The sequence below is a fragment of the Vibrio nereis NBRC 15637 genome (assembly GCF_001591105.1).
GTDB classification, from domain to species: Bacteria; Pseudomonadota; Gammaproteobacteria; order Enterobacterales; family Vibrionaceae; genus Vibrio; species Vibrio nereis.
Window position 1 is genome coordinate 82,613 of sequence record NZ_BCUD01000013.1, and the last position, 22,946, is coordinate 105,558.

Below are 22,946 nucleotides of genomic sequence, written 5' to 3' on the forward strand. Positions count from 1 at the left end.
TGATGTGAGGGCATTGTTTTATCGGCTGTAGCTAAATATCTTAACCCTTTAACTTCTCTTTCAATAATTTATCGATAGAGAAAGGCCCCGCTCCCCAAACGATCACAATTAAAATCATCAAGCCCCACAGCTGGTGGTCATAGAATCCGCGCTCCCAAAGCAGTGGGTAAGACACCACCGCAATAATATTGAAGACAAACAATATGGCCGCCATTGGTCGAGTTAACCATCCCAACCCGATAAAGACGGGCAGAATCAGCTCGGCAGCCGTCCCCATATAAGCGGCGACTTGCCAAGGCAGCAGTGGTACTTGGTATTCATATTCAAAAAGATAGAGCGTGCTATCCCAAGTGGCGATTTTGGTCAGGCCCGAATTAAAAAACACATAGGCAACCCATAAACGGCAAAACAACAGCAGCACAGGAATGAATACGCACTGCGCTTTACCAATCAGGGACTCGTAAGTCTCGATAACATTTTTAATCGCAGTCGACATAATGGCCTCCTTCTTCAGCCAGTGTAAATCCTGCCAACAGATGATGGTCTACGAGAAAGCTTAAGTGCACTAGACACTCGCTCGGAATCTTAGCCAAACATGCCCCGTTGTAGATAGCTTGTAAGAGTTGAAACACGTCTGACGGCAAAGCCAAACTCCAGCTTTCGCTGCCGCTAAGATGACAAACAACCCCTTGCTCGGCTTGGTTTAGGTTTAAATCGTCGAACTGTTGGTTATCTATCGCGACTTGCAGTGAAAACACCGCAAAGTGGGCACTAAAGGGCAAAACGCCTGGCTGTAGATGCAAGATGACCTCAGCGTGTTTGTCGGCAGGGAGTGCACGGAGTTGCGTGAATGGCAGTCGCTTGTTTTGAGCAATGCTGTCATGGCGCTGCTGAGCGAGGTCAATGTGCCATTCAAACTCCGCGACGTCGGGGAGGTAGGGCGCGGCTTTCATGACCGCTGGAAAGTGTTGAATGGTATCGGCAAAGCGCTCGCCATAATGACTGACATTGCCTGAAGTTAACGGGTTATTCAGCACATGCTGTCTGGCAAGTTGGCTGAAACATTCCTCGCCCACTAAAGCTAGTACCATAGGGTAGGTTGCTTGCAGCACATCACTTAAGCCAATAATAAAGTTATTGCGATAGATCTGCATACGCTCGTCGGCGCTAAATACATCATTGGTGACGTCGCACTCTTCGCCTGTTGCGTCATAGTGCAGCGCGGCAGAAAATCGGTTTTGCAGAACCGCGAGAGATAAGTTCATGACGCTTTTCTCCCATTTTGTGAAGGGAGCATTTGCAGCCTTTGGCTGGCTTTTTCTGCCTCTGCGAGCAGGACTTCGGGGGCAGGAATATCCAAATCCCACTCGATGAGTGTATTGCGAGGACCGTGCTGATTCAGCCATCTCTCAAACAGTTGCCACACTTCATCACTGACTGGTTTGCTGTGGGTATCAATCCAAATTTCGCCTTGCTCAAGATGCTTGATGGTAAAGCCGGCCAAATGAATTTCATCCACCGCGTCGGCTGGAATCGCGTTGAGGTAGGTCTCGGTATCAAAACCGTGGTTAAACGCTGAAACATAAACGTTGTTTAGGTCGAGCAACAGTCGGCACTCAGTGCGCCGCTGCACTTCGGCGAGAAATTCCCACTCTGAAATGGTGGAGTGATTGAACTTGAGGTAGCTCGATGGGTTTTCGATCAGCATTGGACGCTGCAGATAATCTTGTACCTCGTCGACATTGCGACAAAACACCTCTAACGCTTCTTCTGTGTAGGGCAGTGGCAGTAAGTCGTTGAAGTAGTGGCCGCCATTCTCACTCCAGCTTAGGTGGTCAGAGACCAAAAACGGCTGTAGTTCATCGACTAAATGTTTCAGTTGTTGAAGATGAGGCTGACTCGGACGAGCTACACTGCCGAGTGATAAACCAATGCCATGGCAGCTAATTTGGTAATAATTGGCCAATTGGCGCAAGGTTTGCCGCGCAGCCGAGTAAGGTTGGAAATAGTTCTCACTGTGGATTTCTAGCCAAGTCAGTCCCGGCCGTTCACCAGAGAAAAATTCCAAGTGTGGTGAGCGTAACCCTACGCCGACCTGTGTGTGGTAGTGGTGGCTAATCACGGGCGAATCCTTGCGAGTGAGTGGAAGAAACGGCGGCCATTCGTAAGCTAGACCGCCAATGTTTTGTGAGGCGAACAGGAAACTTAAGACGATTCAGTACTACCGCCAGCAAGTTTGTCACAAAGCCCTTTGGGAACGACCACAAACGCGTCTTTTTGGCTGTCTTCTTTCGCAGTACCTGCACAAGAACCAGTTTTGGTTGCGCAGTCGTTTTTACCGGCTTTGGCAACTCCGTAGCATTTTTCTTTTTCAGCTGCGACGGCAGGAGTGGCAGTGAGCATAGTGCCACCTAGAGCAAGTAGTCCGGTCACAGCGGCAGTTACGGCAAGATTCGATTTTTTCATGGTAGTTTCCTCTGGTTTTCTTTTGTCCTTAAATGGTGTCAAACGAGCTACTCAAAGTGTTTGGTTCTTGACCAGCTTGCTTATTCAAAAAGAAAGAAAAGCCGCAGGAAAACTTTCAGATAAATAATGATAAATGGATTAATTATTGATTGTGTTTATTTAAGTGTTTGATAAGTTGGCTAAAAATATCAGTCACTTTTTTCTTCCTTTTCTCCTGAAATGGCATCGGTGTTTAGGTTATAATCAATTTCTATGTATAGATAACCAGTAGCTGAGCTCAGAATGGATCCTTCATTACTTCTCGACGGTCTGAATGACAAGCAGCGTGAAGCCGTTGCCGCCCCACTAGAAAACTTACTTATCCTTGCTGGCGCAGGCAGTGGTAAAACCCGCGTGCTTGTACACCGCATTGCTTGGCTAATGTCGGTTGAACAAGCCTCGCCGTTTTCGATTATGTCGGTGACGTTCACCAACAAAGCGGCGGCAGAAATGCGTGGCCGTATTGAAGAACTCATGATGGGCAGCGCGTCTGGGATGTGGAATGGTACTTTCCACGGGATCTGTCACCGCATTCTTCGCGCACATTATCTGGACGCGAACTTGCCAGAAGATTTCCAAATCATCGATACCGATGATCAGCAGCGCCTACTTAAGCGCCTGATTAAAGCTCAGAACTTGGATGAGAAACAGTGGCCAGCGCGCCAAGTGGCGTGGTGGATCAACGGCAAAAAGGACGAAGGTCTGCGCCCAAATCATATCGATGCTTACCACGACCCGGTGACCAAGACCTACTTGCAGCTGTATACCGCGTATCAAGAAGCGTGTGACCGTGCGGGATTGGTCGACTTTGCGGAGATCTTGCTGCGAACGCACGAGTTACTGCGCGATAAAAAGCATATCCGTGAACATTACCAAGCGCGCTTTAAGCATATTCTGGTCGACGAATTCCAAGATACCAACAACATTCAGTACGCTTGGCTTCGAATGATGGCGGGTCCGGATTCGCACGTGATGATCGTGGGTGACGATGACCAGTCCATTTACGGCTGGCGCGGTGCAAAAATCGAGAACATCGAAAAATTCACGCAAGAATTCCCGAGTGTAACCACTGTCCGTTTGGAGCAAAACTACCGCTCAACTAAGATGATTCTGGAAGCGTCGAACACGTTGATCGCCAATAACACCGAGCGTATGGGTAAAGAGCTGTGGACGGAAGGGGCAGAAGGCGAGCCTATCTCGGTTTACTCTGCGTATAACGAGCTGGATGAAGCGCGCTTTACGGTCAATAAGATTAAAGAGTGGCAGGACAAAGGCGGCGCGCTTAACGATGCCGCGATGCTATACCGCAATAACGCCCAGTCACGTGTATTGGAAGAAGCGTTAATTCAGGCGGGTTTACCGTACCGAATCTACGGCGGGATGCGATTCTTCGAACGTCAAGAGATCCGCGATGCACTTGGTTACCTGCGTTTGATGTCGAACCGCAATGATGACGCGGCGTTTGAGCGTATTGTGAATACCCCGACGCGTGGCCTTGGCGACAAAACGTTGGAAACGATTCGTTTTGCCGCGCGTGACCAAGGTAGCACCATGTGGCAAGCGAGTTTACGCCTGTTGGAAGACAAAGTGTTGGCTGGACGTGCTGCCAGTGCTTTAAGCCGATTTGTTGAACTGATCAACGCGATGGAAGACGACACTTGCGAAATGCCGCTTCACGAGCAAACCGACCATGTGATCAAATACTCGGGCCTGTTCGCGATGTATGAGCAGGAGAAAGGCGAGAAGTCTAAGGCGCGAATTGAAAACTTGGAAGAATTGGTCACCGCAACGCGTCAATTTGAAAAACCGGAAGAAGCGGACGAGATGCCAATGCTGACGGCGTTTTTAACCCACGCAGCACTCGAAGCGGGTGAAGGCCAGGCCGACGAATTTGAAGATGCGGTTCAGCTGATGACACTGCACAGCGCGAAAGGCCTCGAATTCCCATTGGTGTTTATGGTTGGTGTCGAAGAAGGCATGTTCCCAAGCCAAATGTCCGCCGAAGAAGCAGGGCGTTTGGAAGAAGAACGCCGCCTTTGCTACGTGGGGATGACCCGCGCGATGGAAAAGCTCTACATCACGTATGCTGAAATGCGTCGTCTTTACGGCCAAGACAAATACCACAAGCCATCGCGCTTTATTCGTGAATTGCCAGAAACGTGCTTAGACGAAGTGCGCATGAAAGCACAGGTGAGCCGTCCAGCGAGTTCTGGCCGATTTAGCCAAACTGTGGTCAAAGAGAGCTTTAACGAGACCGGCTTTAGTCTGGGTGCACGTGTAATGCATCCGAAGTTTGGTGAAGGTACCATCATCAACTTTGAAGGTAGCGGTCCGCAAAGCCGAGTGCAGGTGGCGTTTAACGGCGAGGGCATCAAGTGGCTCGTGACCGCATACGCTAAGCTGGAAAAGCTATAACCAGACAGAGAAAGCGCTAACCGAGTTAGCGCTTTTTTATTGCTTACAACGTGTAGTCATTGCGCTCATCGGTGCGCTCGGAAAGATACTCGATAAATTCAAATTGCAGATTATTGCCATCCAAGTAGTAAACGCTTTTACGATGTGGATGTTCACCACCTAAATGATCGAGTTCGTAACCGTGTTGGCGTAAGCGTTCAATCACGTCTTCTAAGTTGGGGACTGCGATGCCGAGATGTTTGACGCCGGTCCATTTTAGCGTCCAGTCTTGCGCTGGGCCGTCTCCGCCAGATTGCACTGTGATGTACTGATTGTCGTCACCCACATGATACCAATCAACAGTTTGTCCGGTTGGTGAGTCCCAATCACCACCGCCACGTACTCTCCAAGCTGGGATTGCGGCGAGTAAAAAATCGACAGTGGCTTGGGCGTTATCAACGCTCAGGTTAGCGTGTTCTAGGTAATAGCTCATGGTCTTACATCCTTGTTTTAAGTTGATTTTCGGTGTGGATGTAATGACTTTAAAACCTCAAGTTAAGTAGAGGTCAACAGCAATGGCAAGATTTATTGAAAAATGAAGATGGGTGAGATTCAGATAAAGAAAAACCCCGAGGGCTTTCGCCCATCGGGGTTATAGTCTTACTCGCAGCAATCCGGCTACTAAAAGTGCTCCATGCATCAAATCCTTGATAGTATGCTGACTTCCTTCAGCTAATCCTTTCATCGCCTTCCTAGCGGTGTCCTTGACCCTATCCTGGTCTGCTAACAATCCTCGTTAGCTCACTTCGCTTGTTCCCTGAGCGGTGTCCCTTTCATCATCCTGATGATAAGTTCCTTTCCTCGTCCAGAGGTGTCCATTTCCCATCCTTAGTAGCAACCATCCTAGTTACTATTGCGTCCGTTCAATGTCCAATTTGCTATCCGTGCCGACCACTCATCCTGAGTAACCGTATCTTCTTCCTGAAGATTACCTAATCCTTGGTAATTTCCTGTTCCGTGTCAGTATCCTTCCGACAGGATTAATATTACGACTTTGACGGATTTCAGCAATGCTAAGAAAACGATTACATAAAAGAAATATTATTGAAAAATAAAACTATGCATTTAAAAACAATGACTTAGTTTATTTCTTTCTGAATCGCCTTACGTAAGAAGCTACTTTTGCTCACTTGCTTGTAAGAGATCTCTCACAAACAAGTGGGCAGATCGTCGTTATTTACCGATGGCGGCTCCTTCTCGACGAGGGTCAGCGGCGCCTTCCAAGCCACTTTCGGTGAATCGAATTGCGTGCAATCCGGAATTTAAGTCGCGAATATTCACTTTTAGCCCGCTCTTTTCAAGCTCAGGTTTCATCTTTTCTAGGCTTGTTCCCTGTTCAATGTCGACTGTTCCGAAACGATTGAGTAAATGTGGCTGATTAATCGCGCTTTGAATATCCATTCCCCACTGAGTATGAGCAATGATCGCTTGGGCGACATAACCGATAATGCGGCTACCACCTGGAGATCCTATTGCCATGTAGGGTTTATTGTCTTGCATAATGATGGTTGGAGCCATGGAAGAGCGAGGGCGTTTGCCTGGCTCAAGTCGGTTTGCTATCGGCTTACCATCGCGATGGGTACGGAACGAGAAGTCGGTCAGTTCGTTGTTGAGCAGGAACCCTCGCACCATCAGTCTAGAGCCAAACGCGTTTTCAATCGTCGTGGTGATCGAAACGACGTTACCGTCCCCATCGGCGACGTTGAAATGGCTGGTGGAAGGCAGTTCAATTGATTCATCCTGGCTTTGTACTTGAGCATAATTCCACGGCGGAGTGCCTGCCGAGACCGATTCCAGCGCTTTACCTGGAGTGATCGAACTCGCGCGCTGTTTGAGGTAGTTGCTGTTAAGTAACCCGGTTGTTGGCATCGGTACAAAGTCTTCGTCAGCCATGTACATGCCTCGGTCCGCAAACGCCAGAGCTGACGCATCGGCGATCACCTGCCAAGACTTTGGACTTTCGGCTCCCCAGCCTTTGAGGTCAAATTGCTCGGTCATTGCTAAGATTTGTCCAACCGTCAGGGCGCCAGAACTTGGTGGTCCCATGCCACAGACGTCAAAGCTTTGGTAGGGCGCACAAACTGCGTCGCGCTGTTTAGTCTGGTAGATACTCAGGTCTTGCTCGGCAAGTACGCCCGGATTCCCAGCGGCGGTTTGTACCGTATTGACGATATCTTTGGCGATCTCACCTTGGTAGAAGCCCTTTGCACCCTGTTTAGCAATCGTGGTTAAGGTGGCGGCGTATTCTGGGTTCTTAAGGATTGTGCCTTCGGCTTTTGGTGAGCCATCAGGGTTAAAGAAATACGCTTTTGTGGCAGGGAAACGGCTCAAACGCTCGGCATCGCCTGCAATAAGGCTAGCTAAGCGAGGGCTGATCGCAAACCCTTGTTGAGCCAGTTGGATCACCGGTTCAATCAGTTTACCCCATTCGAGTTGGCCGTATTTCTGGTGGGTGTCCCACATCAGTTTTACCGTTCCCGGTGTGCCGACAGATCTGCCACCGACTACCGCATCGTAAAAAGCGAGCGGTTCACCGTTAGCGTCTTGGAATAAAGTAGGCGTCGCCGCGAGTGGCGCAGTTTCGCGGCCGTCATAGGTGGTGAGTTTTTTTTGTTTGGCATCCCAGTACACCAAAAATGCACCGCCACCAATACCGGACGATTGTGGTTCAACCAAGCCGAGCATCAACTGAGTAGTCACCATCGCATCAATTGCGTTACCACCTTGTGCGAGAATATCTGCCCCCGCTTGGGTCGCAATTGGGTTGGCGGCGGTGACCATCCAATCTTTGGCGGTCACTAAGCGTTTTTGTTCGACGCCGGTGCTCTGCTCGGGAGCAACCGAGTCCGCTGCCTGATCAGCCCAGCCAGACGTTGATGTGAGCAAAAGGGAAGTAGTGATAAGTTTCCATGTCCACTGCATTTATTTTTCTCCTTGTTGTATTTGCTCAACAAGATTGGCAGTGGATATGCAATGCGTCTATTTCATTGTTATAAAAATGTAACTTGGAGCCAGAACTTAGATCGTGTTGAGCAGGGCATGCAGTGACTGCCAAAGGATGCTCGCCCCGACCAAGGTAAAGATAATGCCGCATAAGCCATCAATGTATACCGCCAGTGATTTTAACTTCGCTTGTAGGCGTTCGGTCGACAGTGCCCAAGCTAGAAATGAGAACCAAGCCAGAGATAAGCTCCAGAGAATAAACAGCGCCACGCCTTTCCCTGTCAGTGACATGCTGGCAGGGACCAACGTCGACATCAGGCTGACGAAAAACACCAATGCTTTTGGGTTGAGAATGTTGGTGGCAAAGCCACGAGAAAAGGCTTGGCGTTTGTTACTCAGCAGTAAGCTCGAACCGGATTCTTCAGCAGACGTTTCGCTTTTTGAGCTTAGGGTTTGCCATGTACCTTTTAGTGCGCCAAAGCCTAAATAGAACAGATAGCTACCGCCGGCGATTTGTACCAGTGCGAATAAGGTTGGCTGTTGATGCACCAAATAGCTGACGCCAGTTAGGCTGAGTAAGGAATGCAATAAGATGCCAAACGACAGCCCGAGCGCGATGTAGACTCCCGTTTGCCTGCCGTAACGGGTGGCGTTTTGCACCACGAGGGCGAAATCAGGCCCCGGGCTCATTAAGGCGATAAAGTGGACGGTGGCTAAGGTGACTAAGATAGAGAGTTCATTCATTGCAAGAGGCCAATACAGTCAAAAACAGAACATCATTGTGCATGGAATGGTTGGGTGGCGATTGTAAAAAACTGACACTAACTGATTTGCGAAGGCGAGACACCATAAGTGGCTTTAAACGCTTTGCTGAAATGAGCTTGGTCGTAAAAGCCAATTTGGTGGGCCACGTCTGTTCCACACAGGCCGGATTTAAGCAGCTTCATACCTTGCTCTAGGCGCAAACGGCTTAACCACGCGTACGGCGTGAGGCCGACCTTAGCCTTAAAGTGACGTTGAAATTGAGTCGGGCTAAGTTGGCAAAGCTCAGACAACTGCTCTAGCCGCACCGGCTGGTCGAGGTTCGCCATCAAATACTCTTTGAGCGTAGTCACCGATTGTTGTCCCAAAGGAATGGCCGCTTTCTGGCTTAAGGCGCCATAGCGGGCAAACAGTTGGTTGAAACCTTCATAAGGCAAACAATCTTTGGCGAGCTGGCTGAGATTATCTTTGGCCAGTGAGTGGTGCAGCTGTGCTAACGGCTTGAAGACACTTGGGTCATGCACGATCAACTGGTTAAAGCTGATGGTATTGCCCGGGCGTTGTAGCTCAGCCAAATTACTTAGCCACTGCGGGTCCACCGAGAAGACTTTGACTTGATAGCCGGAGTCGAGCAAGGAATGCCCATCGTGCAGCTCGTCCGGTGGCATCACCACAATTTGCCCAGCACCGACTTGGTATGAAGCTCCTTGGTAGTGGAACTTCTGTTGTCCGTCGATGATAAGGCCAATGTGAAAATCGAGATGATAATGGCGCTGAAAGGCAAACTTCTTATAGTTTCCGTCTATCAGGCTTATCTCTTGGTTTTGCGTTTTATGGTAGTTGACCTTATCCATGGAACAAAAAAGCTTGGTGAAATATTCACCAAGCTTATAGTGCTAAACGGGGTTTGTCTTGTAAAAAACGATCACTTCGCGAGCGCGGCTCGGCGTGATTGTTTACTCGAATGAAAACCATCAAAGCTGAACACGACAAGTGCACCCCAGATAAAGGCGAAGGTAATCGCCTTGTCTGAGGTGAAGGTTTCTCCATAGACGAGCACCGCAAGCAAGAACATCAGGCTTGGGCCGATGTATTGGAAAAAGCCCAATGTCGACAGCTTTAAGCGCGTCGCGGCACCAGTAAAACAGAGCAATGGCAGAGTCGTGATTACACCGGCCGCAACCAACAGTATATTGAGGTTGAGAGCGTTGTCAGCCATGTTCGACGTCGGTGAGCTTGCAAACCACAACAGATAAATAGCCGCAGCGGGAAGCAGAACGAGAGTTTCGATAAATAGACCAGTTTGTGCATCTAGGCTGACTTTTTTACGCAGTAATCCATAGAAACCAAAACTAAAGGCCAGTGCGATCGCGACAATAGGCACTGAACCAAACGCGACCAGTTGAACAATAACGCCACACGCCGCCAATACCACGGCAAACCACTGCATCTTACGCAGCCTTTCGCCGAGGAAGATCATCCCGAGCACCACATTTATCAGCGGGTTAATGTAGTAGCCCAGGCTGGCATCCAGCATGTGATTGGCGTTCACTGCCCAGATAAAAATCAACCAGTTGGTCGCGATGATCACCGACGTCGAAAGCAGATAAGCTATCTTTTTCTTCGATTTGAACACATCAACTACGCTGCGCCAGCGGCGGCCGACATGGAGTAGTAGCGCCAATAAGAAAAATGACCAAATGACACGGTGGCTGAGGATCTCAAGCGGCGATACATCGCTAATGGTTTTGAAATAGATCGGTGCGATGCCCCACATGGTGTAGGCGCCAATGGCGAGCAAGACGCCTTGCTTCGCTCTTTGTTGTTCTTCTGGTGTCATTGGATAATCTCAACACTATTTTTACAATTTGAAACATCCAGTATACGAATGGTGATACAAATCACCTAGCGATTTGGTGCACTATCCTTCATATTGGTTGGCAAATCGTCGTCAAACTCGCGGCGGTCAATTGGCCGATCGACGTAGCATCCAGCTGTGACTTGGGTATACAATGTGCGCTTCGCTTTTTGCACTTCTGCACTCTATTCCTATTGAGAAATAAATGACTGCCACACTGTTAGCTGAACAATCCGATTCTAAAGTGACTCCACAAAGCGTACTTGAGGAGGTATTTGGCTATCAGGAATTTCGTGATGGTCAGCAGGAAGCGATCGAATACGCGGTCAAAGGCCAAGACAGCTTGGTGATCATGCCAACAGGTGGCGGCAAGTCACTTTGTTATCAGATCCCAGCGTTGGTACGTAGCGGACTGACTTTGGTGATCTCTCCGCTGATCTCTCTGATGAAAGACCAAGTTGACCAGTTGAAGGCCAACGGCGTGGCGGCTGAATGTGTGAATTCGACTTTGTCGCGTGAAGAGCTGATTTCGGTCTATAACCGCATGCATTCTGGCGCGTTGAAGTTGGTTTATGTGTCGCCGGAACGCGTATTAATGCGCGACTTTATCGAACGTTTGGAGAGCCTACCGCTGTCGATGATTGCGGTCGATGAAGCGCACTGCATTTCTCAGTGGGGCCACGATTTTCGACCAGAATATGCCTCGCTCGGCCAGCTCAAACAGTATTTTCCGCATGTACCAGTGATGGCACTCACCGCGACCGCCGATGATGCCACTCGTAACGATATTACCCATCGCCTACAACTCGATAACCCGCATGTATATTTGGGCAGTTTTGACCGACCAAATATCAGTTACACCTTGGTCGAAAAGCACAAACCTGTTTCTCAGGTGGTTCGTTTTCTTGAAGGGCAACGTGGTCAATGCGGCATCATTTATTGTGGTAGCCGCAAGAAAGTCGAGATGCTGACCGAGAAGCTGTGCAACAACGGTTTACGTGCCGCGAGTTACCACGCGGGCTTAGAAGTGGACGAGCGCGCTTACGTCCAAGATGCGTTTCAGCGTGATGATATCCAAATCGTGGTGGCGACCGTGGCGTTTGGTATGGGGATCAATAAACCCAACGTTCGCTTCGTGGTGCACTTTGATATTCCGCGCAATATCGAGTCTTACTATCAGGAGACTGGTCGTGCAGGGCGTGATGGCTTGCCCGCGGAAGCGATGATGTTGTATGACCCAGCAGACATCAGTTGGCTGCGTCGCATGTTGGATGAAAAAGACGACGGCCCGCAAAAGCAGGTCGAAGCGCACAAACTCAATGCGATGAGTGCGTTCGCTGAAGCGCAAACCTGTCGCCGCCAAGTTCTGCTCAATTACTTTGGTGAATACCGCGAAAAGCCGTGTGGCAACTGCGATATTTGCCTCGACCCACCGAAGCATTTCGATGCCACCGAGCAAGCGCAAAAAGCACTGTCGTGCGTGTACCGCGTTAATCAAAGCTTTGGTATGGGCTATGTGGTGGAAGTGTTGCGCGGCATGCAGAACATCCGTATCCGCGAAAATGGCCACGACAAACTCTCGACTTACGGCTTAGGGCGTGAAAACAGTCACGATTACTGGGTGAGTGTCTTCCGTCAGTTGATTCACAAAGGGTTGTTGTTCCAAAATATTACCTGCAATTCGACGTTGCAACTGACCGAAGAAGCGCGCCCGTTGCTGCGTGGCGAAATGTCGCTTGAGTTGGCAGTACCGCGTTTAGATACGGCCGCGCGCGCGGCGAAGTCCGACAAACTGTCCAACAAACATTACGACAAGAAGCTATTTGCCAAACTGCGTAAGCTACGTAAAGCGATTGCCGATGAAGACGGTTTACCGCCATACGTGGTATTCAGTGACGCGACGCTGATCGACATGGCCGAGATCCTGCCGACCTCCTACGGAGAAATGTTAGCGGTGAACGGAGTCGGGCAGCGCAAGCTAGATAAATACGCCGATCCATTCTTAGATTTAATTCAGGAGCACTTAACCAACCATGGCTGAGCAACAAACGGAATTTGGCCTGCAAGAATACCAGGCAGAAGAGGGGCGCATCATTATTCGTACCCCACGCTTTGATTTTGATTCTTTTCCAGAGCTAGGTGCGCGTTTAATCTCGCTGCTGTCTGCCAGTGTGAAGGAAAAGCAGTGGGATGCTGATATCCACTCTTGGCTGGTTGATTTTGAAGGCTGCCAACTGTTTCTTAAAGCAGAGCATTACAGTGAATGTGTCTGGTTTGAAGCGCTTGTTGTTGAAGATTCACAAGAAGAACTGGATTTCTTAGCCAGCCTGTTTCAGCGCGGATTTTAGTACGCCAACGATTGCGTAATCACCGATGCTTGCGGCTAAAATTGGTTAATGTATAATCGCCCGCCGCGATATTTGTCATATTTGAAGTTTCATCGTCGTTGACTGCATTCGTCCTCCCTAATCACATAGGTTCCCTATGCTCATAGGGCAGTACTCATTTGTCGCCTTGTTGAAACTCCAACTATTTAAAATATCTTAATCTCTTTATTTACATTGTTGGTAAGAGTCATTCCAAATAATTGGGATGGATTCGATTTGGGTTCCCTCACCCCCAAACCAAACTAAAAAGGTATCGCATGAGTAACTTTACCCCTGCGCAGCAGCGCAAAGCCCTTTTCTTTTTGACCCTGTTCCACCTGATCATTATTGCATCCAGTAACTATCTGGTTCAGCTTCCGTTTACCATTTTTGGTTTTCATACCACTTGGGGCGCTTTCACCTTCCCATTTATCTTCTTAGCAACGGATTTAACGGTTCGTATCTTTGGTGCACAACTAGCGCGTCGCATTATCTTCTTGGTGATGCTGCCAGCTTTAGCGGTATCGTATGGGCTGTCGGTACTGTTTTATGAAGGTCAATTCCAAGGTTTTGCTCAACTGAGCGAGTTCAATTTGTTTGTCGCGCGCATCGCGCTGGCGAGCTTTATGGCTTACTTACTAGGGCAAATTCTGGATGTGCACGTGTTTAACCGCTTACGCCAGCTAAAACAGTGGTGGGTCGCGCCTACCTGTTCAACGCTATTTGGTAATGCGCTGGATACCATCGCTTTCTTCGCGATTGCTTTCTACCAAAGCCCTGATCCGTTTATGGCAGAACACTGGACAGAAATCGCCTTGGTCGATTACGGCTTTAAACTGGTGATCAGTTTAGGTCTGTTTGTACCGATGTACGGCGTCTTGCTTAACTACTTGGTGAAGAAGCTGACCGCAGTGAATCCCGAGTTCAAGATTGTCGGTGCGAATTAAGCCAGACTAGCAATAAAAAAGCCCGAGTGATGTTCTCACTCGGGCTTTTTGTTATTTGCTCGCTTAACAGTTGGCAGTTTATTTAGCGATGACAGTAAGCGGCCAGCCGATATCAGTTTGTCGGTTGGCTTCGATTTCCAGCTCAGCTGCGGTCAGCGGGTTTGCCTCTAACCATTGGCTGTCGAGAGTAAGGGTCAGCTTATCGCCGTCTGACTCTAAGTTGACGTTAGGCTCTAAGGCTGGCTTACGGCGATGCGACAGCAGTACCGCTAAACGCAACAGTCGCAAGACACGCTTGGCGCTGGTGCCCGAAATCGCGTGCTGTTCAGGTAACGACGTCAGTTGATCGCGATAGCGGCGGGTAAGCTCCCCAAGCAGGTGTTTCTGCGCACGCGTAAAGCCAGGTAGATCGAGGCTTTGCAGCAGGTACGCACCGTGTTCGCCTCCTTTTTTGAAATCAATCGTCAGACCAATCTCATGGAGCTTCGCAGCCGTATCGAGCAAAAAGTGTCCTTGCTCTTCGCTGATCCACTCAGGTTGACACTGTGCGAGTAGCTTTGTGGCCAGCAACGCCACTTGATCACCATAGTGGGTGTCGATTTGGTAACGGCTTTGTACGCTGGCAATCGTGCGGGCACGAATGTCGTCTTGCTTTAGCTCGTCGACCATTTCGTAGACTAAACCTTCACGCAAAGCGCCGCCTGCCAGTGTCATTGAGTCGATGGCTAACAGCTCAAAGATGGCGATCAAAATAGAAAGGCCACTTGGGAACACCAACGCTCGCTCTAGCGTTAAACCTTCGATCTCTAGCTCTTCTAAGTGTTCAGCACGCATGGCCTGTTTTTGTAGGCGCTTTAATTTAGCGAGCGTAATCACTTCGTCCATACCTTGCGCCAGCATGATCTCTTGCAGTGCTTGCACGGTGCCAGATGCACCAACACAGACGTCCCAACCAATTTGTGTGTACTGCTCCAAAATAGGTTGGAGTGTGTCTTTGGCCGCCTGGATGGCATTAGTGAAGTTCGAAGCTGTCAGTTGACGGTCTTTAAAGTGACGCTCCAGCCAGGTGACACAGCCCATTTTCAGGCTGGTTAACGCTTTGGCTTCAAAGCCTTCACCGATGATAAGCTCAGTACTTGCGCCACCGATATCGACCACCAATCGGCGACCACTGCCGCCAGAAGTATGCGCCACGCCTTTATAGATGGTGGCCGCTTCTTCTTCACCACAGATCACTTCAATATCGCGACCCAAGATCTGGTTTGCTTGCACCAGAAATTTATCAATGTTTGTCGCGGTACGCAGAGTTGCTGTACCCACAATCCGAATGTTCTCTGTGGGGATATCTTGCAGTCGTTCCGCAAATAGGCTCAGGCAGTCCCAACCGCGCTGCATGGCTTCCAGACTAAGAGCATTGTGTTCGTCTAACCCAGCGGCGAGACGCACTTTGCGTTTGATCTTAGCCATAGTTTGAACGCTGCCATCAATGTGACGCACAACGAGCATATGAAAACTGTTCGACCCGAGGTCGATGGCTGCGTATAGCGGAGATGAAACTGCTTGGCTCATAGACGACTTACGAATCCTTTTGTTGGCGTGGGCGAGAGCGAGTGTTTTGGCGGCGGTTGTTTGAACGTGAACCACCTGTGTTAGTACGACGTTGTTGCGGACGGTTAGAGCGCATGCGGATCGGAGCTGGTAGGTCTTCAATCAGCGCACTTGGGTCATAATCAGAAACAGGGATCGTATGTTCAATGTATTCTTCAATCGCAGGAAGGTTAATCGCGTAATCTTCACATGCAAAGCTGATTGAGTGACCGCTTGCACCAGCACGACCTGTACGGCCAATACGGTGTACGTAATCTTCGCAGTCGTCCGGTAAGTCGTAGTTAAATACGTGCGTTACTTGTGGGATATGTAGGCCACGCGCTGCAACGTCGGTCGCAACCAGAATGTCCACTTCACCTTTAGTGAATTGATCTAGAATGCGTTCACGTTTCTTCTGCGGTACATCACCCGTTAGTAAGCCAACACGATGACCATCTGCAGCTAGGTGTCCCCAAACTGAATCACATTTGTGTTTAGTGTTAGCGAAAATAATCGCACGGTCTGGCCATTCTTCTTCAATCAGAGTTTGAAGTAGCGCCATTTTGTGTTCGTTTGATGGGTAGAACAGCTCTTCTTGAATACGGTGACCCGTTTTCTGTTCTGGTTCAACTACCACGTGCTCTGGATTGTGCATGTGCTCGAACGCCAGCTCTTGTACGCGGTAAGACAGCGTTGCCGAGAACAGCATGTTCAAACGCTCTTTTGGCTCAGGCATGCGGCGGAATAGGAAACGAATGTCCTTAATAAAGCCAAGGTCAAACATGCGATCCGCTTCATCCAATACAACTGCTTGAATGTTGTTTAGGTTGAATACACGCTGTTTGTAAAAATCGATGATACGACCTGTGGTACCGATTAGAATATCAACACCTTGTTCTAGTTTGCCTAGTTGCTTGTCGTAGCTTTCGCCACCGTAAGCCAGTGCCGCTTTAATGCCGGTGCTTTCGATCAACGGTGCCGCATCGTTGTAGATCTGAATCGCCAGTTCACGCGTTGGCGCCATGATAATGGCACGTGGTTGAGTTGGCTTACGACCTTCATGTGCTGGTGTATTCAACAGGTGGTTAAAAGTAGCAGTCAAGAAAGCCAGGGTTTTACCTGTCCCTGTTTGAGCTTGACCTGCGATGTCTTGGCCGGTGAGCAGTACCGGCAACGCCAAGGCTTGAATCGGGGTACAAAAATCGAACCCTTTTTTCATCAAACCTTCAGTAACTTGAGGATGTAATCCCAAATCGGCGAACTTTTGCTCTGTGATATGCGTCTTTTTCATGGGTATAGAATATCAGCTTAAGCTTGCAATACGAAAGTAAATACATTCCAATAGGGCATCTTAATACTGGTTATCATCCAACCAGTTCTGAAAAACACATTGGAGTGGAAGATGAGTGATAAGATTTTGCAGCTAACTGATGACGGTTTTGAAAACGATGTAATCAACGCTGCAGGCCCGGTTCTTGTTGATTTTTGGGCAGAGTGGTGTGGTCCTTGTAAGATGATCGCTCCTATTCTGGACGAAATCGCGGAAGAGTACGAAGGCAAACTCACTATCGGTAAACTAAATATCGACCAGAACGCAGGTACACCACCTAAGTTTGGTATTCGCGGTATTCCAACGTTGCTTCTATTTAAAGACGGCAACGTAGCAGCAACTAAAGTAGGTGCGTTGTCTAAGACTCAACTGAAAGAGTTTTTGGACGCAAACCTGTAATAGTTAGATGAGACCGTGCATGATAAACAGTGCACGGTTTTGTTTTTTGTGCTCCAACAAAATCTAGACTAGGCTAGTATTTAGTGCTAATTTATCGCACGTTAATTAAACAGAATTCTCTTCTTGGTCGATCCGCTGACCAAATCCATCTTAACTAAATAACAGATCCTATTTTGACTAAACAAGTATCCACCACCATGAATCTAACAGAACTGAAGAACAGACCTGTGTCTGATCTTGTAAAACTTGGCGAAAGCTTGGGCCTTGAGAACCTAGCACGTCTAAGAAAACAAGACATCATCTTCGCCATCCTAAAAGCGCACGCTAAAAGTGGTGAAGATATTTTTGGCGACGGGGTTCTGGAAATACTTCAAGACGGCTTTGGTTTCCTTCGTAGTGCTGACAGTTCGTACCTAGCAGGCCCTGATGATATCTATGTATCGCCGAGTCAGATTCGTCGTTTTAACCTGCGTACAGGTGACTCTATTGCCGGAAAGATTCGTCCACCTAAAGACGGTGAACGTTACTTTGCCCTTCTCAAAGTCAATACTGTTAACCACGACAAGCCTGACAACGCCCGCAACAAGATCCTGTTTGAAAACTTAACTCCGTTACACGCCAACGAGCGTATGGTGATGGAGCGTGGTAATGGCTCGACAGAAGACATTACGGCACGTGTATTGGATTTGGCTTCTCCGATTGGTAAAGGCCAGCGTGGTCTGATTGTAGCTCCGCCGAAAGCGGGTAAAACCATGCTACTGCAGAACATTGCACAAAGTATTGCCTACAATCACCCAGAGTGTGAATTGATGGTTCTTCTTATCGATGAACGTCCGGAAGAAGTTACCGAGATGCAACGCCTAGTAAAAGGTGAAGTAGTCGCGTCGACTTTCGATGAGCCAGCGTCTCGTCACGTACAAGTGGCTGAAATGGTTATCGAAAAAGCCAAACGTCTGGTTGAACATAAGAAAGATGTGGTAATCCTGCTTGACTCTATTACTCGTCTAGCACGTGCTTACAACACAGTCGTACCTTCATCTGGTAAAGTACTGACTGGTGGTGTAGATGCAAACGCGCTACATCGTCCTAAGCGCTTCTTCGGTGCAGCACGTAATGTAGAAGAGGGTGGCAGCCTGACTATCATCGCAACCGCGCTAGTGGATACTGGCTCGAAGATGGATGAAGTTATCTACGAAGAATTTAAAGGTACAGGTAACATGGAACTGCACCTGAACCGTAAGATTGCTGAGAAGCGTGTCTTCCCTGCGATTGACTTCAACCGCTCTGGTACTCGTCGTGAAGAGCTTCTAACCAAGACAGATGAGCTACAGAAAATGTGGATCCTACGCAAAATTGTTCACCCAATGGGCGAAATCGACGCGATGGAGTTCCTCATCGATAAACTGGCTATGACTAAGACCAATGATGAGTTCTTTGACGCAATGCGTCGCCAGTAATTAAAGTTTGACTCAAACGCCATCGACCATATCGATGGCGTTTTTGTTTGCATTCTCCCAGCTGACCAAGCAGAATGGCTGAGAATGTTACAAGGAGGTTAACATGCAACAAGGAATGTTGTCGTCGGTTCTCCTATCTGCATCTTTGCTAATGGGGGCACCTGTCATTTCAGCGATGGAAATGACACCCGCTCGTGTGGAAGTGTTGCTTGAGGATGAGCAAGTCCACCAAAAAGTAGCAGAGCTACTACAATACGCAGTCGAAGGTAATATCGATTCGCTGAATTTTGCTCTCGATCGACTCTCATTGTCCCAACAAGAGGTTACTCGTTATTTGTTGCTGAGCAAAATTGAGGCGCAGAACCTTATCTTAACGCCTAAAATGGCGTTATTTGTCGAGCGTCAGCAAGCTATGGTGCCGACTTACCAAATCCTTGAAAGAGGTGATGGTTATGAGTTTTCCGTCCCCGCCTTTAACTACCCAGCTATCGCTAACCGCTTACTTAACCGTTGGAAGCAGGATCAGTCCACCCTCGATTTTGTGATGAAGGCTGAACGTGGAGAGCTCCAACTGAAAGAGTGGTTGTCGGGCAGTGATTATAAGGTCCAAACTCGTGAAGCCTTGTTAATCCGCGAGCTTGATAGCCTATCACCTGATGCGGTTAGTGCCCTAAGCCATCAATTGACGCAAGAAGCGGTGACCAGTTGGCTGCCATCTTCTGCAGTCATGGTAAGGCTTGCTCAAGTCAGTGAAGACTCACAAGTATACAAACTGTTATGGTTGATGCGTGCGGATTTTAATAGCTATCAAGAGCTTTCGAGGTTGGCTACGCGTGCAGACAGTTTCTCTATAGAGCAATTAATGCTTGCCACACAAAACCCCAGTCTAAAAGAAAAAGCATTTCAGGAGTTGGCGAGTATCAAGCCGCTAACCCAAGACATTAGAGAGTTTCTCGTCGGTAAAATGGCCATTAAAGAAGATGCATCTATCGTAGCGAATGAGCTTGCTCGTCAAGGATATCAATCGTGGTTAAAAGATCTTGCGAGCAGCAATAAAAAAGTACGCAGCAATGCGATTGATCAGGCCCTCTCTCTATAAGGTTCTCTTTCGCTGAATAACCCCATGAAAAAGAGGGATCGAATGATTCCTCTTTTTGTTATACTGCGTGCAGTTTAACCAGCCCATCAGAAGGCCTATGAGTTTTAAAGACTTACGCGACTTCATTGCTCACCTAGAAGAGCAAGGTAAATTGAAACGCATTTCTCACCCTGTCGATCCGCATTATGAAATGACGGAAATCAGCGACCGTACATTGCGCGCAGGTGGCCCCGCGCTGTTATTCGAAAATCCAATTGGCTATGACGTTCCAGTCTTAACCAACTTATTTGGCACGCCAGAGCGTGTCGCTATTGGCATGGGACGAGAAGAAGTCAAAGAATTGCGGGAAGTGGGCAAATTACTCGCTTACCTGAAAGAGCCAGAACCCCCTCGAGGGTTTAAAGATGCGCTGGAAAAAATCCCGGTGTTTAAGCAAGTCTTAAACATGCCAGCCAAAAGGCTACGTAAAGCACCGTGTCAGGAAGTGGTTTGGCAAGGTGATGACGTCGACCTAGACAAGATACCGGTCATGAGTTGTTGGCAGGATGATGTCGCACCATTACTGACCTGGGGCTTAACGGTTACCCGTGGCCCGCATAAAAAACGTCAGAACCTGGGGATTTACCGTCAACAGAAAATCGCGAAGAATAAAATTATCATGCGCTGGCTGGCTCACCGCGGCGGTGCGTTAGACTTACGTGACTGGATGGAAACAAACCCAGGCAAACCTTTCCCTGTGTCGGTCGCGTTTGGCGCGGATCCCGCTACCATACTTGGTGCGGTTACGCCGGTACCAGATACCCTGTCAGAATACGCGTTTGCTGGTTTGCTGCGCGGCAGTAAGACTGAGGTGGTCAAATCCATCAGTAACGACTTGGAAATTCCTGCAAGTGCCGAGATTGTGATGGAAGGCTACATCGATCCGAATGAGTTCGCTGACGAAGGGCCTTATGGTGACCACACGGGTTACTACAACGAAAAAGAAAAGCACCATGTGTTTACCATTACGCATATCACGATGCGTCAAGATCCTATTTACCACAGTACCTATACAGGCCGTCCGCCAGATGAGCCAGCAGTGCTGGGGGTCGCGCTGAACGAAGTCTTTGTCCCGATCTTACAAAAGCAATTCCCAGAGATTGAAGATTTCTACCTTCCGCCTGAAGGCTGTTCGTATCGTATGGCGGTGGTTACCATCAAGAAGCAGTATCCAGGGCACGCGAAACGTGTGATGCTCGGGGTTTGGTCTTTCTTGCGTCAGTTTATGTATACCAAGTTTGTTGTTGTGTGTGATGAAAGTGTCAATGCGCGCAGCTGGGATGATGTCATCAAAGCCATGACAGAAAACATGGAACCAGTACGCGATACACTCATGATCGAGAATACACCGATTGACTCACTTGATTTTGCCTCACCAGTTGTCGGCCTTGGCTCAAAAATGGGGATGGACGCAACAATAAAGTGGGATGCTGAGAACGCGACCGCACCAGAGTTGAATCACGAGGCAGCAACGCCCATATCGCCAGAGCATATTGAACAATTAAAGTCTCAATTCCCTGAACTGATAGAAATCGCTATGCCTGAGTCTGCAGGAGAGGATCGATTTGTCATTGTATCTATGCATAAGAGAGAGGCCCACCAATCTAAACGCGTACTTGAGGGCATTTGGGCATTTTTGAAGCCGCTAACAGACGCCAAGTTTGTTGTACTATGCGATGAAGACGTCAACGTACATGATTGGAATGATGTAATCTGGGCGATGACCACTCGCATGGATCCTGCGCGTGATACGTTACAAATCGCCGCCCAAGACGGTCAAAGCTCTAAACTCGGTTTGGACGCGACCAATAAATTCCTAGGGGAAGTCCAACGCGAGTGGGGCGTCCCGATTAAGAAAGATCCTCAGCTCGTTGCGCAGGTAGACGCGAAATGGAGTAAGCTGGGAATATCATGAGTAAAACAATCATCTTGTCACCACAGCAAATTCAATTTGAAGTGCAGGATGGGCAAACCGTGTTGGAAGCCGCGCTCAACAACAATATTCGCTTCCCGCACCGTTGCCAGGTTGGGGCGTGTGCAGCATGCCTGTGCCGCAAACTCGAAGGGACAGTAAGTTATCACCTTGAGCCTATGCTCACAGAGAAAGAGCAAGAACAAGGTTGGATATTTGCTTGTCAGGCAATTGCCGAAAGTAATTTAGTGCTTACTTTTGAGGAGTAAGTAAGAGGAACACCATGACCATTCAATGTAAAGTAAAGTCCATCAAGCCATTAGCTTGTAATACATATCAAATTCTACTTCACCCAGAATCACCAGTCCGCTTTAAGGCAGGTCAGTACCTGATGGTTGTAATGGGTGAAAAAGATAAGCGCCCTTTCTCGATTGCTAGTAGCCCTTGTCGCCATGAAGGCGAACTCGAACTTCATATTGGAGCCGCAGAACACAACGCATATGCACTAGAAGTTGTGGAGGCAATGAAACTCGCGCTTGAAAACGGCAGCGATATTGCGATTGATGCCCCTCATGGTGACGCTTGGGTAAAAGAAGACAGCGAACGTCCTCTACTACTGATTGCTGGTGGAACGGGCTTTAGCTACGTTCGTTCTATACTTGACCATTGTGTGGCGCAGAATAAAGAAAACGACATTTACTTGTATTGGGGAGCTCGTGATGAGTGCCAGCTTTACGCGAAAGAAGAGCTATTCGATATTGCTAGCCAGCACAATAATGTTCGCTTTATCCCGGTAATTGAGCAAAACTCACCTGAGTGGCAAGGTAAAGTAGGTAATGTCCTTCAGGCGGTAAGCGAAGATTTTGACTCATTAGCCGAATATGACATTTATATCGCGGGACGCTTTGAAATGGCGGGAGCTGCAAGAGAACAGTTCACCCAAGAGAAAGGTGCACACAGTGACCGCATGTTTGCGGATGCCTACGCTTTCATTTAAAGCTGGCCTTAATTGACTAAAAAGAGAGCAAAGAGCTCTCTTTTTCTATGCCTTTGCCTATAAATTGAGCGAGTGGTCAATTTTTTGATTTTTTTTATTTAAAAAGGTTGCGCTATCGAATCAACTCCCTATAATGCGCTCCCACTGACACAGCAGACGCTACAAGGCTTCAGCGGTGTTAGAGAGGTAAAAACTTCTTGAGAAAATAAATTTGGAAAAAGTGTTTGACTCTTCAAATTATCTCGCTAGAATTCACCTCCGCTTTGAGAGAAATGCTTCTCGAAAAGCCAA

Annotated in this window: 21 protein-coding genes; 10 read left to right on the top strand and 11 right to left on the bottom strand. The window is 48.4% G+C overall.

Going from position 1 to position 22,946, the window contains the following annotated elements; genetic code table 11:
• Nucleotides 1–40: 40 nt before the first annotated feature.
• From VNE01S_RS13945 to VNE01S_RS13960, 4 genes are all read right to left on the bottom strand, one after another.
• A complete protein-coding gene (locus VNE01S_RS13945) occupies nt 41–496 on the bottom strand; it encodes a DoxX family protein (RefSeq protein ID WP_053396216.1) in 456 nt (151 codons plus the stop codon).
• Complete coding sequence (locus tag VNE01S_RS13950; protein ID WP_053396217.1) at nt 480–1,265, bottom strand: HvfC/BufC N-terminal domain-containing protein; 786 nt, start codon at nt 1,263–1,265, stop codon at nt 480–482. The genes VNE01S_RS13945 and VNE01S_RS13950 overlap by 17 nt, the downstream gene beginning before the upstream one ends.
• Nucleotides 1,262–2,119, bottom strand: a complete 858-nt coding sequence (gene bufB / locus VNE01S_RS13955; protein WP_174522341.1) for an MNIO family bufferin maturase — start codon at nt 2,117–2,119, stop codon at nt 1,262–1,264. The genes VNE01S_RS13950 and bufB overlap by 4 nt, the downstream gene beginning before the upstream one ends.
• Nucleotides 2,120–2,205: 86 nt before the next feature.
• Nucleotides 2,206–2,466, bottom strand: coding sequence for a BufA1 family periplasmic bufferin-type metallophore (locus VNE01S_RS13960; protein WP_053396219.1), 261 nt, complete (start codon nt 2,464–2,466; stop codon nt 2,206–2,208).
• 282 nt (nt 2,467–2,748) lie between these two features.
• Between VNE01S_RS13960 and uvrD the strand changes: the two genes are divergently transcribed.
• Nucleotides 2,749–4,920, top strand: a complete 2,172-nt coding sequence (gene uvrD / locus VNE01S_RS13965) for a DNA helicase II (protein ID WP_053396220.1) — start codon at nt 2,749–2,751, stop codon at nt 4,918–4,920.
• 43 nt (nt 4,921–4,963) lie between these two features.
• Here uvrD and VNE01S_RS13970 read toward each other — a convergent pair whose 3' ends face one another.
• The 5 genes from VNE01S_RS13970 to rarD form a co-directional block, all read right to left on the bottom strand.
• The gene (locus VNE01S_RS13970; RefSeq protein ID WP_053396221.1) at nt 4,964–5,392 is read right to left on the bottom strand and encodes a VOC family protein; all 429 of its coding nucleotides are present in this window, start codon (nt 5,390–5,392) and stop codon (nt 4,964–4,966) included.
• Nucleotides 5,393–6,132: 740 nt separating this feature from the next.
• Nucleotides 6,133–7,881 carry a gamma-glutamyltransferase gene (gene ggt, locus VNE01S_RS13975; RefSeq protein WP_053396222.1) on the bottom strand — a complete coding sequence of 583 codons (1,749 nt, stop codon included), beginning with the start codon at nt 7,879–7,881 and terminating at the stop codon, nt 6,133–6,135.
• Between the two features lie 96 nt (nt 7,882–7,977).
• Nucleotides 7,978–8,646: a LysE family translocator gene (locus tag VNE01S_RS13980; RefSeq protein ID WP_053396223.1), complete on the bottom strand. Its 669-nt coding sequence runs from the start codon at nt 8,644–8,646 to the stop codon at nt 7,978–7,980.
• A 77-nt stretch (nt 8,647–8,723) separates the two neighbouring features.
• Nucleotides 8,724–9,518 (bottom strand): AraC family transcriptional regulator, encoded by a 795-nt coding sequence (locus tag VNE01S_RS13985; protein WP_053396224.1) that lies wholly within the window; start codon nt 9,516–9,518, stop codon nt 8,724–8,726.
• A gap of 71 nt (nt 9,519–9,589) precedes the next feature.
• Nucleotides 9,590–10,504, bottom strand: a complete 915-nt coding sequence (gene rarD / locus VNE01S_RS13990; protein ID WP_053396225.1) for an EamA family transporter RarD — start codon at nt 10,502–10,504, stop codon at nt 9,590–9,592.
• Between the two features lie 223 nt (nt 10,505–10,727).
• On the opposite strand from rarD, the gene recQ reads away from it, so the two are divergent.
• The 3 genes from recQ (at nt 10,728) to VNE01S_RS14005 (ending at nt 13,835) form a co-directional block, all read left to right on the top strand.
• Nucleotides 10,728–12,563, top strand: coding sequence for an ATP-dependent DNA helicase RecQ (gene recQ / locus VNE01S_RS13995; protein WP_053396226.1), 1,836 nt, complete (start codon nt 10,728–10,730; stop codon nt 12,561–12,563).
• Nucleotides 12,556–12,870, top strand: coding sequence for a DUF3630 family protein (locus VNE01S_RS14000; RefSeq protein ID WP_053396227.1), 315 nt, complete (start codon nt 12,556–12,558; stop codon nt 12,868–12,870). Before recQ ends, VNE01S_RS14000 begins: the two co-directional genes overlap by 8 nt.
• A gap of 296 nt (nt 12,871–13,166) precedes the next feature.
• Nucleotides 13,167–13,835 (top strand): 7-cyano-7-deazaguanine/7-aminomethyl-7-deazaguanine transporter, encoded by a 669-nt coding sequence (locus VNE01S_RS14005; protein ID WP_053396228.1) that lies wholly within the window; start codon nt 13,167–13,169, stop codon nt 13,833–13,835.
• A 78-nt stretch (nt 13,836–13,913) separates the two neighbouring features.
• Here the strand turns inward: VNE01S_RS14005 and gppA are convergent, their stop codons facing one another.
• Both gppA and rhlB read right to left on the bottom strand, forming a co-directional pair.
• Nucleotides 13,914–15,404, bottom strand: coding sequence for a guanosine-5'-triphosphate,3'-diphosphate diphosphatase (gene gppA / locus VNE01S_RS14010; RefSeq protein WP_053396229.1), 1,491 nt, complete (start codon nt 15,402–15,404; stop codon nt 13,914–13,916).
• A 7-nt stretch (nt 15,405–15,411) separates the two neighbouring features.
• Nucleotides 15,412–16,713 carry an ATP-dependent RNA helicase RhlB gene (gene rhlB / locus VNE01S_RS14015; RefSeq protein WP_053396230.1) on the bottom strand — a complete coding sequence of 434 codons (1,302 nt, stop codon included), beginning with the start codon at nt 16,711–16,713 and terminating at the stop codon, nt 15,412–15,414.
• A 111-nt stretch (nt 16,714–16,824) separates the two neighbouring features.
• Here rhlB and trxA point away from each other — a divergent pair, with 111 nt between their 5' ends.
• The 6 genes from trxA (at nt 16,825) to fre (ending at nt 22,655) form a co-directional block, all read left to right on the top strand.
• On the top strand, nt 16,825–17,151 hold the full coding sequence (trxA, locus tag VNE01S_RS14020; protein ID WP_053396231.1) for a thioredoxin TrxA: 327 nt from the start codon (nt 16,825–16,827) through the stop codon (nt 17,149–17,151).
• Between the two features lie 197 nt (nt 17,152–17,348).
• Nucleotides 17,349–18,608: a transcription termination factor Rho gene (rho, locus tag VNE01S_RS14025; protein ID WP_053396232.1), complete on the top strand. Its 1,260-nt coding sequence runs from the start codon at nt 17,349–17,351 to the stop codon at nt 18,606–18,608.
• Nucleotides 18,609–18,711: 103 nt separating this feature from the next.
• Nucleotides 18,712–19,707: a hypothetical protein gene (locus VNE01S_RS14030; RefSeq protein ID WP_053396233.1), complete on the top strand. Its 996-nt coding sequence runs from the start codon at nt 18,712–18,714 to the stop codon at nt 19,705–19,707.
• A 97-nt stretch (nt 19,708–19,804) separates the two neighbouring features.
• Nucleotides 19,805–21,661 (top strand): 4-hydroxy-3-polyprenylbenzoate decarboxylase, encoded by a 1,857-nt coding sequence (gene ubiD, locus VNE01S_RS14035; RefSeq protein ID WP_053396234.1) that lies wholly within the window; start codon nt 19,805–19,807, stop codon nt 21,659–21,661.
• The gene (locus VNE01S_RS14040) at nt 21,658–21,927 is read left to right on the top strand and encodes a 2Fe-2S iron-sulfur cluster-binding protein (protein WP_053396235.1); all 270 of its coding nucleotides are present in this window, start codon (nt 21,658–21,660) and stop codon (nt 21,925–21,927) included. The genes ubiD and VNE01S_RS14040 overlap by 4 nt, the downstream gene beginning before the upstream one ends.
• Nucleotides 21,928–21,941: 14 nt before the next feature.
• Nucleotides 21,942–22,655 carry an NAD(P)H-flavin reductase gene (fre, locus tag VNE01S_RS14045; RefSeq protein WP_053396236.1) on the top strand — a complete coding sequence of 238 codons (714 nt, stop codon included), beginning with the start codon at nt 21,942–21,944 and terminating at the stop codon, nt 22,653–22,655.
• Nucleotides 22,656–22,946: the final 291 nt, after the last annotated feature.